Source organism: Streptomyces sp. NPDC030814 (assembly GCF_055572155.1).
In genome coordinates this window covers 471,766-486,687 of sequence record NZ_JBVIDX010000004.1, presented here as the reverse complement: position 1 = coordinate 486,687, position 14,922 = coordinate 471,766, and the positions used below count along the sequence as shown (strand labels likewise).

Here is a 14,922-nt window from a genome sequence, read left to right as displayed (position 1 = left end):
CTCCGCCTGGGGGTGGACTAGCAGCCGGACCGGGAGCTTAGGCACTCGGGGTGTGCGTAGACCCTGACGCTCAAGTCGTGGGCGCCCCAGTAGCCGCGCGCCACCCCCGCAGGCACCGCCTCCTCGCCGAGCAGGAGGAAGCACCACACACAGTGCGTGCCCTCCCGCACCCGCCGCGACAGACGCCACACCGTCGGCACCACGCCCGCGCTCACAGCTGCTGGTCCGCGAACGGCACCAGGTGGTGCAGCTCCCGGCACGGCCCGCACGCGAACGCCCCACCACCCGGGCCCGAACCCTGCTCGTGCGCGGTGATCAGCCGGAGCCCGGCGGCGTGCCCCTCATGCCAACTGCACCAGCCGTACGCGACCGGTGCGGGCCTGTCCTCGGCGGGCGTAGGTGTGCGAGTCTCACTCATGACGGTGCTCCCTCGAAGCGTCGTCCACGCCCCCGGCCGGTGACACGGCGCGGGGGCTTTCTCGTCTCCGCAGCGTAGACCTACTTGGTACGTCTTGGTACGTCCTCGGACGGGCTAGGCAGATCTATGCCCGCCTCAGTGGTCCTCCTACGGTCGAAGCATGATCCACCTCGACCGGGACGCCATGACGCCGCTGTACGTACAGCTCGCGAACGTGCTGCGCGAACGCATCCGGTCCGGCGAAATCCCGGTCGGCCGGCGCCTGCCCTCGCAGTCCGAGCTGGAGGAAGAGACGGGCGGAACAGTGTCGCGGCGCACCATCAAGAGCGCGCTGGAGCTGTTGGCCGCCGAGGGCCTGGTGCAGGGCGTACAGGGCAAGGGCGTCTTCGTGATCGCACTGCCCGCACCCGTCGAGGAGTAGCGGGCCTGGTCGCCGAGGGCCCGCCCCGTACGGGCGAGGCCTGGAAGGGTCCGCATTGGTGCGGACCCCTGGCGGTGACCAGCGGCCAGGCCGTCACACGACAGGGTCACAACCCGGACACACACCCCCCACACGGCCCTCGTACGCCAGATGATGCGGGTCTCCACCACGCACGTCCTTGGGGGGACCATGCGCCACACCACCCTGCCCGCTGCCGCACTACTCCTCGCCGCGCTCACCGCCTGCTCGGACGACCCCAGCAAGCCCACCGTGTCGAAGGCAACCGACACCCCATCCGCCACCACCACCAGCAGCACACCAAGCCCGTCACCGTCCCCGAGCGAGGACACGTTCAAGCTCGGGGACACCGCCAACATCAGCGCACCCTCGGAAGGCTTCGTGTTCTCGGCGGTCGCGCTCACCTACAAAGACACCGGGATCGTCGGGATCCCAGAGACCCTGCCCGAAGGGCACAAGTTTGCCGCCGCGGAAGTGAAGGTGTGCAACAAGGGCGACGAGACGTTCCCGGTCAGCCCGTTCGCGTGGTCACTGGCCTACGAGGACGGGGCGCGGGTGGACGCGACACACATCAGCGGCGGCGACTTCCCTCGGCCGCTTTATCCGCTGGAGGCGAAGGTCAAGGGCGGGGACTGCGTGCGTGGGCACATCCTGTTTGAGGCGCCGAAGGAGGGCCGGGCCGAACGCGTGCTGTATTCGCCGTCCGGGGTGGACGACTCGGTGGAGTGGCAGATCGGCAAGTAAGCAGGGAGCCCCCGAGCGCGGCCGTGACAGGCCGGGCCGGGGGCTCCGCATCCCTAGAGGAATCTTCGCGAGTCCCCGAGCACTACCTGAACGTCGCCACCCCGGGTGCGGATCGCCTTGCGCAGTTCCTCCAAGAGGAATGCGCTGTACTGCGAGCTGTTGCCCGCATGGATCTCCAGCACGACCTTCGGGACCTCAGCCCTGCCGGTCCCGGCCGCACGACGCGGTGCAGCCGCAGGCGCGTCCAGCATCGACGCCCACGCCATCTGCTTCGACTGCCCGGCCGGCCACACCGACGACCCGTAGGGCAGACGGACCAGCTCGGGCCCCTCCTCGCCGACGACCGTCAGCCCGCCGCCGATACCGCCCGCCGCCTTCTTCTTCACCTTCAGCGCGTCCGCGAGCCGGTCGAGAGACTTGACGAGCTTCTCCTGAGACTTGATCTGCGGCCCATACAGGTAGTCCGCCGTGGTCTTCCCCGCCGAACCGGCCGCCCCCGAGATCTGTGACTGAAGCCGGTTCAGCGTCTTGATCTCACTCGACCCGCCGCCCAGGATCGCCCCGGCTGTTTCCAGCCCTCCGCCCTCGATGCCGGCCTCGGCGACCTGCCTGAGCAGGGTCTTGGACAGGCCGCGCTTCCGCAGGTCCTTCAACGCCTTCGAGAACGCGGTCGCCTTGTCGCGGCTGCCGATCATCTGCGACATGAGGGTGTTGATGGTGACCTGGCCGTCGCTCGCATCCGCCGCACGGGTGATGTTCGACGCGGACAGGACACCGCCCTTGACGCTGCCCGACAGTTGCGACGCCGCCGACCTGAGGTCGCCGAGCTTGTCCTTGGCCTTGTCCAGCGCAGCAGTGGTCTGCTTCAGCGCGGACGCCATCTTGATGTGGCCGCGGCTGATCGAGTCCATGAGCCTGAGCAGGTTCCGCTCCGTGTTGCCGGACGTCGCGTCCCGGATCTCGTCGCGGGCCCCGCGCGCGGCACTGCGGGCGGCCCTGCCGATGGTGCCGCCCTTCGCCATCCGGGGTGTCTCGACAACGCCGGCGTTCAGCATCTGCATGAACTTCTCGCCGTACTTCTGTACGGCTGCGGCCCGCATGACGAACTCGCCGTTGGACAGCCAGGGGGCGAACACGTCGTCGGAGGTGCCGGTGCCCGGTCCCTCCACGAGGCCGCCGTCGGCATAGCCGCGCTTGAACGATCGGCCCGTGTAGAGGCCCCCCGTCGCGCCAGTGATGTCGTGCTGCGACCTGCCCGTCAGGTACTTCTTCTGGTACTCGGTGATGTACCGGACGGTGTGCTTGGTGAAGGTGTAGGCCGTCTTCCCGTTGAGGTTGTTCAACGCGGTCGACACGGCGCCGATCGAGCCGATTGCCTGGCCGTTGGCGGTGGTGACCTTCGTCTTCCCGTCCGGAAGCTGCTCGGTCTTGTAGCCCACCGCTTCCAGCGCGGCGATCGCCGCCGCATTGAGGGTGTCGACCTTCACAGACTTACTGTCGGGCGTAGCCCGGATCGCGGCACGCACCGTCTCCAGGCCCGTGATCGCCTCGTCCTTCTCGGCCTTGATGAAGGTCGTGATGTCCTTCGGGATACCGAGGAGTTCGTTGACGTACTCCTTCGCCTTCTTCTTGTTCCCGTCGAACGCATCGGTAGCGAGCCGCATCATCGTCTCGCGCAGGCCCTCAGACTCCTTCGAGAGCGACGCGATCGAGTCACCGGCCGCGACACCGGAGGCGATCAGCTCGTCGTGCGCCTTCGCCGCCCCAGACATCGCATCCCGGTTCGCCTGGCCAGCCCTCGTGTCCTCGTTGAGAGTGTTCCCGTGCTCCTTGAAGCTCTCGGTGAGGTCATCAAGGGACCGCTCGAACTGGGTCTGTGCATCGTGGGCGCTGCGATTGACTTCGTTCAGGGCGAGGATGCTGGCACGGAGGCCGTCGGCTGCGGTCTTCTGCGCTTCGAGTTTCGCCGACGTCTTCAGGGCCGCCTCGCCGAAAATGCCCATCGACTCGGCGGCAAGCTCACGCTCGAACTTCGCGTCGGCCAGCGCCGAGTGGTAGCCGTCCAGACGCTCCTTGACGTTGCCGAGACTCTTGCCCTGCTTGTCGGCCTCGTCGCTTAGCTTCTTCAGCGCAGCCTTCGCGATGTCCGCGTTCCCCGACTTGACCAGGTTGGCCAAGGAGTCGTCGAACGCGTCGATCTTCTCCTTGTCCTCCTCCAACTCGCCCTTGCCGAACAGGCCGAACCCGGTCGACAGGTCGTCCATGAACGTCAGGAACTTGTTGTCGGTGAACGTGTCGAACGCCGACGTCAGCTCACCCAGGTCCTCACCGAAGACCCGCGCCGCCTCACCGCTGACCTTGCCGGTACGGCCCAGCTCGCGCACGGAGGCGGTCATCTTGTCGATGCTCGGTGGGGCGTCCTCCCCAAGGTCGGACAGGGTCTTCACGGCGAGGCCGACTGCGATCACACCGGCCGCCACGACGGACGCCTTCGCCGCTGTACCCAAACTCAAGAAGGCGGCCCGCAGGCCGGCGAGGCCACCGCCCGCCGCGGTGGCCGTCGCACCCAGCGCGCCGATCTGCGTCCGCGCCGTCGTCAGGATCCCGCCGATCGCTGCGGCACCGGCACCGGCCAGGGACACGGCCTTCAGCGCCACGGCGGTTTGGAGCATGACGGTGACCAGCTCGGGCGGGAACGACGCCACCAGCCCGGCTGCCGCGTTGACGAGGGTGAGCATGCCCGGCCCGGCCTGTGCTGCGCCCTGCGCCACGGTGAGGATCGCATCGCCGACGTTCGCGAGGGTGTCCTCCACCGCGGGCCCGTTCTTCGCCGCGAAGTCCATGAACACCTGGAGCGGCCCGGACGCCTGTCCTTCGGACAGGGCGCGGGAGAAGTGAATGATCCCGTCGACGGCTTCCTTCAACGACCGGTTCGCGAACGTCGCCAGCCGCTCCGACAGGGCATCGAAGCCCGGCGTAGCAACCGCGCCCCCGGCGATGGTGACGAGCCGGTCCAGTTCCGTCGACGCGCCCTTGACCATGGGGGTGAGCTTCGGGATCACCTGGCCGAGGACGGTGAAGCTCTTCTCGACCGGGGCCATGGTGAACTTCGCCGTCGAGTCGGAGAAGTCCCGGAAGACACCCTTCAGGGTGCCGAGCGCCACCGAGGCGCGAGCCGTCGCCTGCGGCATGGACGCGAGCTCGACCTGCACCGCACGCTGCGCCTCCGCGGCCTGCTTGCTGCCGCGGCCGTGCTGGGCGACGGCGTCGCTGTACTTCTTCTGTGCTTCGCCGGCTTCCTTCAGGCTGCTGACCTGCCCGGCCAGCGCGGCACCGAACGCACCCAGGGCGACACCAGCACCGGCGGTCTTCACCGCCACGCCGCCCGCCGTGACGGCCATCTTCGCCATGATCGGGACGGCGGCCGTCGCCAACGGTATGAGCGCACCCTTGACGCCGCCGATCGACCTCCCGAGCTGGCTCATCGACCGGGACATCGCGTTGCCCTCGGCGACGAACCGGCCCCGCATGTCCCGCAGCTGGCCCTGGGTATCGCGGAACGCGCGGATCGCGTCCCCGTTGTTGGCAGTGATAGTGATCGTTACCGCGTCAGCAGACATCGGACGCCCCCTCACCGCGCAACAGCGCGTACAGCTCGGCGTCGTCGACCGCCGTCCACGCATCGGGGTCAGTGAACCCGAGCCACCGCAGGAAGTCCCCGAAGTCGTCGACCGTCCACGGCATATCGGCCGCCGGACTGTTGACCAGCCGGGCGAACGCGCGCACGAACTTCCCGACCAGCGGATCACGGATCTGACCGGCGTCCGCGAGTTCCTTCACCCGCCGGTACTCAGCCGTGGTCACGCCGGGCAGGTGCACCGCGAACCCAGCCGCCGCCACCCGAGGATTCGGTGAGGCGGCCCACCGCTCGTCACGGATGAAGACTTGACCAGGGCGCGGCCTGCGAGGCTTGCCCGCCTTCCGCCGCCCCATCAGCCCCGCCTCCCCGCCGCAGGGCCCAGAGGCTCCAGAAGGGCCGCCAGGACCCCGCCAGGCGCCCCGTCGCGGGCAGCCTGCCCCGCCTCCTCGACGGCCGCACAACGCTGGAACGCCAGCCATATCGCGGCGCCGACACCGTCATCGTCCGGACCGCCCGCCCCGTACGCCTCGGCGTAGGGCGCGGTCACCGCTCGGCCGCCCTCAGCAGATCCTCACGAGCCGCCTGATCCGCAAGCCCAGACACCTGCCGCCACTGCGCCACCGGATGCCGCGGATCCCGTGCAGCCACCGTCGACCGCACCACCGCCGCGAGCAGCGAACCCGCATCCGCCGGCCGCCACACCTCACCATCGAGGTGCACGACACCACCCGCCGTGCCCCCCATGTCCTGCCCGTCGTCCGCCGACAGACCACGCGCCTTCAGCTCCGCCGCCGTCGACCGCACCACAGCCTCGTACGCGCCCGTAGCGGCAAGCACCCGGGCCGCCGCCCGCTCCGCCTCCACCAGCGCGCTCACGGCCTCGTCACGGGCCTCAGCGAGCCGCTTCGCGACCGCCTTCCGCTCCTTCGCCGGGAACCCCGCCTCCGCCGTCTCACGCGCCCGTGCCGCCGCCTGCTCTGAGGCGAAGCGGGTACGCAGCTGACGAAGCCGGTCCCGTGCGGCGTGCGCCTGCGCGCGAGCTATCCGCAGCTCCTGCACCGCCCGCTCGGAACCCGCGTCCGCGTGGTGCGCCTCGGCCTGGTCGAGCTTCACCTCGGCCGCCTCGACCGCAGTCACCTGCTCGTCGATCTCCTGTTGGGTAACCACAATGCGTCTCCCTCATTCGATGGCTGCTATTCACGTCACGGCATAACCGAATAGCTGTAAACATTCTAGCCGCTTTACCTGCACAAATGGTCTAGAATGGGGGTGCGTTCGAGGTTGTGGTCACGGCAAAAGGCCCGGCCCCCGGTCTCCCCGGGGCCGGGCCTCCGCATGTCCACCCTCCACAAACACCGCGCCTACTGCGCCATCACCACGACCACGACCCCACCTCCCACTCCCCGGACTCCAACGCCGCCGCCACCTCGGCCAGCTCCTCCTCGTCGAGGACATCGAGCAGCGCGTTGATCTCCTCACCCAACGCACGAGCCTCCGGCGGACCCTCCTCCAGCCAGCCCGCCGCCACCCCAAACGCCCTCACCTCAGACACCCACCCTCAACACCGACGATCTCGTACGCCAGCACCGAGTCCCCGCCGATCAGGCTCAGCCGGTACACGTCACCGTCCTGCCGCTCCCGAGCCCGCCGGCCGCCGGCCTCCCACAGCAGCGCCCCGAACTCCGCCGCCTCCACCACCGCACTCCGCTCACCCGGCCGCCCGAACTCCAGCCAATCCGCCGCCCGCTTCAACCCGTCCATCACTCCACACTCCGAAGGTGTCGTGCCGCCGCCCTACGCGCCGTCTCCGCCTGCTCCCCATGAATCCCCGCCGCCTCCAACGCAGCATTCAACGCACCCACCACAGCATCCGCCTGCCGCTCCGTCACCGCCACCAGCCGCTCGTCAATGCCCAACCGCGCAATCGCCGACAACACCGCCACCGCCCGATCCATCGCCCGCTCGTAAAGCTGGACTTCGGCACGCAGCTGCTCCGCCCCGTTCGCACCCCGATACCGGATCCCGTCCTCCAGCCCGTTCACCAACGCAGCCGTCGCCCGCTGCCACGCCAACACCTCACCCGCGAGCAGCAACAGCTGCGCCAACGGATCCTCAACCGGCGCCACACCCAACTCGGCCAGCACGCCCCGGGCCTCCACCTCCACCTGCCGACGCACCGCAGCCGCCCTCGCCTGCGGCGACGCACCCCCATGCTTCCGACACACCGCCTGGCCCTTCATCGGCCGGTTCCGACACGGATCGCCGTTACTGCGGCGCGCGGAACACCGTGGACCCATGGACGGGTCGGGCCTCGGTGGACCCATGGAATCGGTCATTGGGTGCTCCTCTCTGGGATGCTGGCCGGGTGGCCGGCCCGGTTCCCGCGGGCCGGCCGTTCTCGTGTGCGGGTCAAGCGGTCACGCCGACTTCGGCGAGGAACTCGGCGTGCTTCACCGGGTCCTGGAGTTCGCGGGCGCTGGCCTCCCACATGGCGCGCCCTCGGAGAACGCTGTCCTGGTGGGCGGCGCACGCCGTAACCCGAAGAGTGCTGACCTCGGTCGGGCGCAGCTGGTCGATGGTGTTGCGGACGCCGATGACCGCAGGCTTACGGCAACTTCCGTGCCCGTAGGTGCACTCCCCGGTGTGGACGCGGACGGTCTGCACGATGTGCGTGGTGTCGCGGCCGTCGCCCAGCGCGATGACCGTGACCTTGTCCGCACGGTTCAGCAGCTCGTCGACGTGGCACGGCTGGTCGAGCGGGCAGCGGCAGGCGAACAGCGTGTCGTCGTCGACGACGGCGGCCAGGCATTCCAGGTCGGGGTTCTCGTCGAGGTGCTGGCGGTAGAGGCTGAGGGATTCGGCGAGGGTGTGCCGTACCCCGCAGACGGGGCACGGGGTCTTGCGGCCGTTGTCGACGGGGTGCGGGTTCGCGAAGGGCGACTCGGGCAGGTGGGGGCGCCGACGTCCGGACCAGTGGGCGTTGTCGGGCATGACGGGGTGGAACATGTCGCCGGTCACCTGGACTCGGCGAGGGTGCGGGATGTGGGTCATCGGTCCTCCTTCGGGTTGGCCGGCCGCCGGTCGACGGCCGGAGTCTCAGTGGTCGGTGTCTCCAATTGGAGACACGGGCTCGTCGTCCTGCCGCTGCTCGGCCTCGGCGAGGTTGCGGAGCTTCCGGGCGTGCCGGTGGGCGAGACCCGCTCGGCGGGCTTCGGCGAGGCTGGCCCTCCGCTCCTTCGCCGCCTGGACCTTGATGCGCTGCGCCTGGATGCGGGCCTGCACGGCGCGCTCCACGGCGCTCGTCGACTCGGTCACGACGCCTCCGATCCGGCCGGCTTCCCGATGGGGAGCTGGCTGATGTGGAAGAGGGCCCAGTCGTCCTCAGTCATGTACCGGTGGAAGTTGGGGACGTTGCTGGCGATGGCGGTCTTGCCGTTGCTGTTGAGGTACTGCCCGACGAGCTGGCCGTCGTCGCCGACGGTCCATGCGATCAGCGGGCGCTGGTGGTAGGTGGTACGGCCGTCGGTCGCGAGGCCGGTGAAGACCGCGACGTAGCCGCGGGCGGGAATGAGGTCTGCCATGAGGACTCCGTTCAGCCTGTGGTGCTGGTTGCTTCTGAGGACACTTCTCGGGGCTAGGACACCCAGGACACCTCTTGACCTGCGTAGGACAGGGCAGGACACCTGTCCTGTCCCCCCTCTCGCGCGTCACGCGAAAGAGATTTGATGTCCCTTTTCTCTTACTTAGGGAGCATGTAAAGAGGCTGCCTTTCTGGGATACGCAAGGGGGCCAGGACAGGTGTCCTGGGTGTCCTGAACCCCAAGAGGGCTGGACCTAGGTGGCTACATGGACCCACCAGTCACCGTCCTCCTCGACGGTTCGCAACACCCCCTTGGCGACGCCCCGTTCGATCACGCTTGGAAGCTCACCCCGGTATCGAGAGTGGAACTTCTGAACCAGGTCGGTCCGGCTCATCCGGCCCCCGGCGCTTGCAAGGTGGTCGAGGACCTTCCGCAAGCGGGCCTCCCGCTTCATTGCAGCCGCGTCCAGAGCGTCACCCTTGCGGGTGGCAAGCTCGACCTCCGCGTCTTCGGCAGCCTTACGCGCGGCGGCAGCCTCCCGTTGCGCCAAGCCGACCAGGTCGTCCCGGACCGCGCACGACGTCGCCCACAACATCTCGGCGAGACGCCAGTCCTCCAGCGTCATGTGGAATCGACCGTCGAGGATTGCGAGGAGCGCCGCGAACTTCATCTTCATGACGGGCTCGTGGCCGTTCAGTTCGTCGTCGTCGATACCGCCTGTACGGATCGCGCGCAGCCGCCTCTGCCGCATCTCTGCCGCGACCTCATCCGGAACCCGCAGCGTCACCGGACTGTCGTCGTGGGACGCGTCAAGGGCAGGAACAGTGATCGTGCCCGGATGCTCAACCACCGCATCGGAGATCGTCACGTCACGCGCCCACAGCCACAGGAAACGCTGCGGCGTGCCCGTGCCGGCGTCCTTCAACAGGGTCGTGGCGATCGACGGCTGAAGCCCGACGAGGACACCCATTGCGTACGACATGGGCGCCACGTACCGCTTCCGTTCCTGTGTGGCGTTCGTCTGCCCAAGCGCCTCACCCATGGCGGCCCGGCGGATCGTCTCGCCAAGGGTGGACCCGCCGCGCTCCTCGATGTCGCCGATGGACTTGCCCTCGTCGACGTAGACGAATGCGTTGTGATGGATCTGCCTGCGGATCGCCACCATTACGGGGTCACCCTTGTGGGGCCCCTTCTGGTGGATCTCGCCGGTGGGTTCTTCGACTGTGCCCATGAAGATCTCAGTGAGACCTTCACCAGAACCGATCGGAAGCGCGTCACGCTCCTGTAGGCGATCCGGCGTTCGGAACGCCTCTCGCGCGGCCCGGGCGGACTGGCTTTTCCCGGCGGACGGTCCGCCGACCATCGCAACCGGAAGGTTCAGGGACGCACGCCCCATGGGGCTCTCCGCAGTGAACGTGTGGGGGATGGCACCCGACACGCGGGCCATGATCGCGCCGAGTGTCGTGTCCGCGGGCAGCAGCTTCGAGTGGGCCAGGCGTCGGATGCTCTTCAAGGACTCTCGGGAGTCCCAGAACTCCAGCGGAAGCTGGGTCGGCGGGATCTCCGGCTGATCGTCCGCACACCCGGAAGGAGCGTCCACGGGGACCAGGTCGTCAAGGGTTCCGCCGGCCGCGAAGTGATCGGTCACGTCCTTCGCGCGGTCGGACTCCAGGACGCGGTAGGCGAACCCGTGCCGCTCCAGGGAATCGGCAACCTTCTCCGCGTGCTCGCGGCCCTTCGGGTCGCGGTCGGCGACCACGATCACCTCGGCCGCGCCCTTCAGCGACTCGGTGTACTCGTCTGCCCATCCCATGCCGCTTCCGCCGGGCATGGTGGTGGCGGTGATACCCATGGCGGCGAGGGTCTCGACGTCCTTCTCGCCCTCGACGACGGTGACGAGCTCGCCAGCCCGCGCGGCCTTGACGACGTCCGGCAGCCGGTAGAGGACTCGGCGGATACCAGACGTGCCGTAGTAGCCGTCCGCGCTGATCTGCCTGAAGTCCTTGTGCTGGCCGGGGATCTCGATCCGTACGACCTCGAACAGGAGCACGCCGTTCTCGTCGCAGTACGGGTAGCTGGCAGTCTCGCCGCGAAGAGGCCTCTTCGCCTTCGTCCGGGCCCGTGGGGTCTTCGGCGGGGAAGGCTTCGGTCGCGGACGGGGCGGCGCCGTGGACGGACCCTGTCCGCGCTCGCGCGGCTCGTCGTACAGATCTGCCACAGTCCATCCGATCGCGGTCAGGTACTGGTCGTCGCCGTCGCACTTGTGGCAGTGGATGTCGACCTTGCCGTCGCCGCGCCGCACGGACACGGTGTCGGGGCTGTCGCCGTCGTGGCATAGCCCACGGGTGCGGAAGCTGTCGCTGCGGTCCATGCGGGTCGGCTCACCGAGGTCGCGCAGGACGTCACGGAGTCTGTCGATGGCGGTGTAAGCGATGGTCGTCACGCTGCACCGCCGAAGTTGTCGATGTTGATGGTGTCCTCGGCCTTGCTCTTCGCGACCTTCTCGGCGAGGGCGAGCAGGTCGGCGATCCAGTTGCGGGCGCAGCTGCGGACGGCCCGCGGGGAGGGCTGCTCGTCGAGATGGGCACGGATGCTGTCGAGGACAAGCACTCGCCGTGCGCGTTCGCGTTGGTACTGCGCGAGCAGCCGCTCGCGTTCGTGCATGTCGGAGTCCCCGGCCGCTGAGGCGACCAGGGTTCCGAGCGCGGGGCGGCCAGTCACACGGCCCTCAGCAGGCGGAGCGCGTGCAGCTCGGCGCGCACCTTGCCGCGGTCAGGCGCGGTCAGGGCGCGCAGCTGCGCGGCGGACTTTCGGGAGCCGTGCCGCATCCTGGCGCTGCGGGGGCGGTAGCCGTGGTGCGGGCCGCCGCGCTTCTTCCGCGGGGGCTGGTATGCGAAGCTGTCCACAGGCGTGGTGCCTTTCTGTGTGGACGTGACCCCGGGATTGCTGGCGAGCGATGGCCCGGGGTTCGTCGTTGGATGGGTTCGGCGTCGAGGCCGGTCGCTGGTGGTGATGACACCGACGACCGGCCGCTTCATGCGCCCCGGAGGGGGCGGATCACCGCCGAATCAGCAGGGGTACAACCGCATGAGGTATGCGGTGTGCTGGCTGTGACCTGCGGAGATTCGACGTGATGGCACTGTGATGGCACAGTCGGGTTGACCTGCGGAGCAGGCTCCAAGCCGTACAGAAGAGCGATCAGATCCCGCGTCGGAATCTTGATCTTCCGGCCGAGGGTGAGCACTCGGGTCACGGTCCACTCGCCGCGCCGTATGGCCGCGTACACGGTGTCCTTGTTGACGCCGAGGATCGCCGCCACCGTCGGCACGTCTGTGACCGGGCCGAGTGCCTCGACCGCCTCGCGCGTCCACGCGGCGGTCACGCCGCGCCCCGCATGGCGCGGATGGCGGACACGTAGCGGTCGAGCATCGCGCCCTTCGGGGTGCGGGTGCCGGCCTCCCAGTGGCTAACGGCCTGCCGGGTGACACCGATTGCCTCAGCGAGCTCTCCCTGGGAGAGGCCCGCCGCCTGACGGATGGCTCGTCGCTCCGCGGGGGACGGGAGGTCCTGGCGCAGGCGCAGACGAGCACGAACGCGTAGCGCTGTGGCTGTCATGTGGCCAGCTTGGCAGACCTGGGGACTTGAGGTCAACCAGGTCTGCCGGGCTGGTGTGTTGACCTACCGTTGCGTTCTTGCCATGCTCGCCAGGTGACGAATCCCGATACCCCCACCCCGCCGGGCAACCCGGACGAGATTCACATTCGCGCGGACGTACGCCCCGGCGCCCAAAGCGCTGCCGAAGGGGAGGTAGTCGCCGCGTTCGAATGTCGCCCCAGTACGGATGAGTGGCTGGCCACCGGCGACGTATCGCGCGTCGCTCAGGGATTGGTGATCTCCCGCCTTGAGCTCACGGCCAAGGACCAGAGTGGCAGCGGCATCACGGGCAGTCTGCTCCGCCGTATCCAGATCACTGACATCCTGCACGTGGCCCGAGCACACGTAGCGCTTGCCGTCCACGGCGGCCCTGAGTTCCCGGCCACTGCGCAGGAGACAGGATCGAGCCGCAGCGGGGGCCGCGCCGCCCTCAGTGACGAGTTGCTTCGCAGCGTCGCCGTCGCCTACCTAGCTGAGACTGCTCCCGGCCGGCCAGCCGGGGCGGTCAAGCGCATCGCTCAAGAGTTCGGTCGCCCCGACGAGACGATCCGCTCGTGGATTGCCCGCGCCCGAAAATCGGGGTGGCTCGGGCCGAGCGTCAAGGGTCGTGCCGGGGCCGAGCCGGGGCCGCGGTTGCGGGACCTGACTCCCGAAGAGTTCGGCCGGATCTTCTCCGACGCGTACGACTCACCCCCGGAGAACGTCGCCCAGTTGGCCGCAGGCCTTGAGGACATGCCCAAGGACCGCGCCCAGGCCGCCTCTCGCGCCTGGTTCACCAAGGACCGGCAGCACGAGAGCAACCGCGCGGCCCTCGAATACGACCGTCAGCAGCAGGCCGAGCAAGAGACGCGCGCCGAGGGTGTCGGCGATGACGACGAGAAGGAGACGGAGTGAAGCCGTACAAGGCCTGCTCGTGCCGCGACCCGCAGACGAAGAAGCTGCTCGGGAAGAAGTGCCCGAACCTCAGCAAGAAGGGACACGGCGCCTGGTACGCCCGGTACGAAGCTCCGCCGTCCGCCGAGGGCAAGCGCCGGCAACCACGCATCGGACCGTTCGACACCGAGCGCGAGTGCAAGGCCGAACTGGGCAAGGTCCTCGGCACGGCCGCCAACCCGAAGGCGCACGACGAGCGGAAGACCACGTTCGGCGAGTACCTCGAGCGCCGCTACGCCTGGCGCGTGTCGGAGGCCGAGACGGGCGAGGGCCTGAAGAAGTCGACGCTGGACGCCGAACGTGAAGCCATCGACCTGTACGGCCGGCCGGGCCTCGGTCACATCAAGGTCGTCGACCTCACCGACGAGCACTTCCGCGAGCTGTACGCCGCGATGCGCAAGCTCAACCGGCCCGAGGAGCAGGGCGACCGGTCGGAGATCCTCCGCCGGTTGAAGGATGCCCGCGCCACCCGCGACGGCCGGCGCCTGCATTCCCGGCCGATCGGTGAGTCCCGTATCCGCCGGGTGCACGCCGTCCTGCACGGCGCGATGACGGACGCGGTGAAGCTGTCGAAGATCCGCCCGGACAATCCGGCTGACGGGGTCTGGCGCTCCAAGGGCGGGAAGCGTAAGCAGGGCCGCGCCCGCCCCCTGCTGTGGACCGCCGAGCGGGTCGAGGCGTGGGAGAAGAACGGCGTCGTTCCCGCGAGGGTGATGGTGTGGACGGCCGATCAGACCGGGAACTTCCTGGACTTCGCTGAGGCGTCCGGCGAGCGGCTGTATCCGGCGTTCCACCTGGACGCGTACTACGGGCCGCGCCGCGGCGAGCTGGTCGGCGCCGAAGAGAAAGACCTCAGCCTCGAACGGAAGCGGCTGCACGTCCTCCAGGCGCAGGCCGACGACGACCTCGACGACACCAAGACCGACGCCGGATACCGGCAGATCCCCCTCGACGACGAGACCGTCCGCGTCCTGAAGGCGTGGCACAAGCGGAAGCTGGAGGAGCGGCTGGCGTGGGGCGAGGCGTACGAGGACGCCGGCCGCGTGTTCTCGTACGAGAACGGCGCTGCGCTCAAGGCGGAGTATCTGTCGAGCCGGTTCAAGATCCTGCTGGAGCGGCACGCCAACATCCGCGCCAAGGGCAGGGAGGGTTGGTCGGTCGAGCGGATCGCTCGGAAGTACCGGACGACCGAGGCCGCGGTCGAGGTGGCGCTACGGCTGACGCTGCCACCCATTCGCTTCCACGACTTGCGGCATGGCGCGGCCACGATGCTGCTCGCCGCAGGGGTGTCGGACAAGTTCGTCAGTGAGGTGCTCGGCCACGCGTCGACTGCCTTCACCAAGGACGTCTATGCCGTCGTCGCGGAGGAGATGGCCGAGGACGCCACGCGCCGGATCTCGGCGTTCATCCCGCGCCAGAACCGCCTTTCTGCGGTTGGTGCCATCACTGTGCCATCAGGGGGCTGAAAGTGCCCCTGAACACAACTCAGGGAGCCCAGCCGATTTCGGCCGAA

At 68.8% G+C, this 14,922-nt stretch carries 19 protein-coding genes and 1 pseudogene; 4 read left to right on the top strand and 16 right to left on the bottom strand.

The window, feature by feature from the left end; genetic code table 11:
* Positions 1–211: 211 nt before the first annotated feature.
* Positions 212–418 (bottom strand): hypothetical protein, encoded by a 207-nt coding sequence (locus tag ACZ43N_RS12430; RefSeq protein WP_468097028.1) that lies wholly within the window; start codon positions 416–418, stop codon positions 212–214.
* Between the two features lie 160 nt (positions 419–578).
* Between ACZ43N_RS12430 and ACZ43N_RS12425 the strand changes: the two genes are divergently transcribed.
* The gene (locus ACZ43N_RS12425; RefSeq protein WP_468097027.1) at positions 579–839 is read left to right on the top strand and encodes a GntR family transcriptional regulator; all 261 of its coding nucleotides are present in this window, start codon (positions 579–581) and stop codon (positions 837–839) included.
* 189 nt (positions 840–1,028) lie between these two features.
* Complete coding sequence (locus ACZ43N_RS12420; protein WP_468097026.1) at positions 1,029–1,601, top strand: DUF4352 domain-containing protein; 573 nt, start codon at positions 1,029–1,031, stop codon at positions 1,599–1,601.
* Between the two features lie 53 nt (positions 1,602–1,654).
* Here ACZ43N_RS12420 and ACZ43N_RS12415 read toward each other — a convergent pair whose 3' ends face one another.
* From ACZ43N_RS12415 to ACZ43N_RS12345, 15 genes and pseudogenes are all read right to left on the bottom strand, one after another.
* Complete coding sequence (locus ACZ43N_RS12415) at positions 1,655–5,221, bottom strand: phage tail protein (protein ID WP_468097025.1); 3,567 nt, start codon at positions 5,219–5,221, stop codon at positions 1,655–1,657.
* Positions 5,211–5,465, bottom strand: coding sequence for a hypothetical protein (locus ACZ43N_RS12410; protein WP_468097023.1), 255 nt, complete (start codon positions 5,463–5,465; stop codon positions 5,211–5,213). Before ACZ43N_RS12410 ends, ACZ43N_RS12415 begins: the two co-directional genes overlap by 11 nt.
* Before the next feature lie 319 nt (positions 5,466–5,784).
* Positions 5,785–6,408: a hypothetical protein gene (locus ACZ43N_RS12405; protein ID WP_468097021.1), complete on the bottom strand. Its 624-nt coding sequence runs from the start codon at positions 6,406–6,408 to the stop codon at positions 5,785–5,787.
* A gap of 205 nt (positions 6,409–6,613) precedes the next feature.
* On the bottom strand, positions 6,614–6,784 hold the full coding sequence (locus ACZ43N_RS12400; protein ID WP_468097020.1) for a hypothetical protein: 171 nt from the start codon (positions 6,782–6,784) through the stop codon (positions 6,614–6,616).
* Positions 6,781–7,002 (bottom strand): hypothetical protein, encoded by a 222-nt coding sequence (locus ACZ43N_RS12395; RefSeq protein ID WP_468097019.1) that lies wholly within the window; start codon positions 7,000–7,002, stop codon positions 6,781–6,783. Before ACZ43N_RS12395 ends, ACZ43N_RS12400 begins: the two co-directional genes overlap by 4 nt.
* A complete protein-coding gene (locus tag ACZ43N_RS12390) occupies positions 7,002–7,385 on the bottom strand; it encodes a hypothetical protein (RefSeq protein WP_468097095.1) in 384 nt (127 codons plus the stop codon). Before ACZ43N_RS12390 ends, ACZ43N_RS12395 begins: the two co-directional genes overlap by 1 nt.
* Positions 7,386–7,436: 51 nt before the next feature.
* Positions 7,437–7,538 (bottom strand): annotated as a pseudogene (locus ACZ43N_RS12385) (HGGxSTG domain-containing protein); the annotation flags it as partial.
* Positions 7,539–7,650: 112 nt separating this feature from the next.
* Complete coding sequence (locus ACZ43N_RS12380; RefSeq protein ID WP_468097018.1) at positions 7,651–8,292, bottom strand: hypothetical protein; 642 nt, start codon at positions 8,290–8,292, stop codon at positions 7,651–7,653.
* Between the two features lie 45 nt (positions 8,293–8,337).
* The gene (locus ACZ43N_RS12375) at positions 8,338–8,556 is read right to left on the bottom strand and encodes a hypothetical protein (protein WP_468097017.1); all 219 of its coding nucleotides are present in this window, start codon (positions 8,554–8,556) and stop codon (positions 8,338–8,340) included.
* Entirely contained in the window at positions 8,553–8,822 is a 270-nt protein-coding gene (locus ACZ43N_RS12370; protein WP_468097016.1) for a DUF6253 family protein, read from the bottom strand. The genes ACZ43N_RS12375 and ACZ43N_RS12370 overlap by 4 nt, the downstream gene beginning before the upstream one ends.
* A gap of 253 nt (positions 8,823–9,075) precedes the next feature.
* A complete protein-coding gene (locus tag ACZ43N_RS12365; protein WP_468097015.1) occupies positions 9,076–10,872 on the bottom strand; it encodes a toprim domain-containing protein in 1,797 nt (598 codons plus the stop codon).
* Positions 10,873–11,261: 389 nt separating this feature from the next.
* Complete coding sequence (locus tag ACZ43N_RS12360; protein ID WP_468097014.1) at positions 11,262–11,543, bottom strand: hypothetical protein; 282 nt, start codon at positions 11,541–11,543, stop codon at positions 11,262–11,264.
* Entirely contained in the window at positions 11,540–11,728 is a 189-nt protein-coding gene (locus ACZ43N_RS12355) for a hypothetical protein (RefSeq protein WP_468097012.1), read from the bottom strand. Before ACZ43N_RS12355 ends, ACZ43N_RS12360 begins: the two co-directional genes overlap by 4 nt.
* A 128-nt stretch (positions 11,729–11,856) precedes the next feature.
* Positions 11,857–12,204, bottom strand: a complete 348-nt coding sequence (locus ACZ43N_RS12350) for a helix-turn-helix domain-containing protein (RefSeq protein WP_468097011.1) — start codon at positions 12,202–12,204, stop codon at positions 11,857–11,859.
* Positions 12,201–12,437 carry a helix-turn-helix domain-containing protein gene (locus ACZ43N_RS12345; RefSeq protein WP_468097009.1) on the bottom strand — a complete coding sequence of 79 codons (237 nt, stop codon included), beginning with the start codon at positions 12,435–12,437 and terminating at the stop codon, positions 12,201–12,203. Before ACZ43N_RS12345 ends, ACZ43N_RS12350 begins: the two co-directional genes overlap by 4 nt.
* 93 nt (positions 12,438–12,530) lie before the next feature.
* Here ACZ43N_RS12345 and ACZ43N_RS12340 point away from each other — a divergent pair, with 93 nt between their 5' ends.
* Positions 12,531–13,370 (top strand): hypothetical protein, encoded by an 840-nt coding sequence (locus ACZ43N_RS12340; protein WP_468097007.1) that lies wholly within the window; start codon positions 12,531–12,533, stop codon positions 13,368–13,370.
* Positions 13,367–14,875 carry a tyrosine-type recombinase/integrase gene (locus ACZ43N_RS12335; RefSeq protein WP_468097006.1) on the top strand — a complete coding sequence of 503 codons (1,509 nt, stop codon included), beginning with the start codon at positions 13,367–13,369 and terminating at the stop codon, positions 14,873–14,875. The genes ACZ43N_RS12340 and ACZ43N_RS12335 overlap by 4 nt, the downstream gene beginning before the upstream one ends.
* The last annotated feature ends 47 nt before the right edge of the window (positions 14,876–14,922 follow it).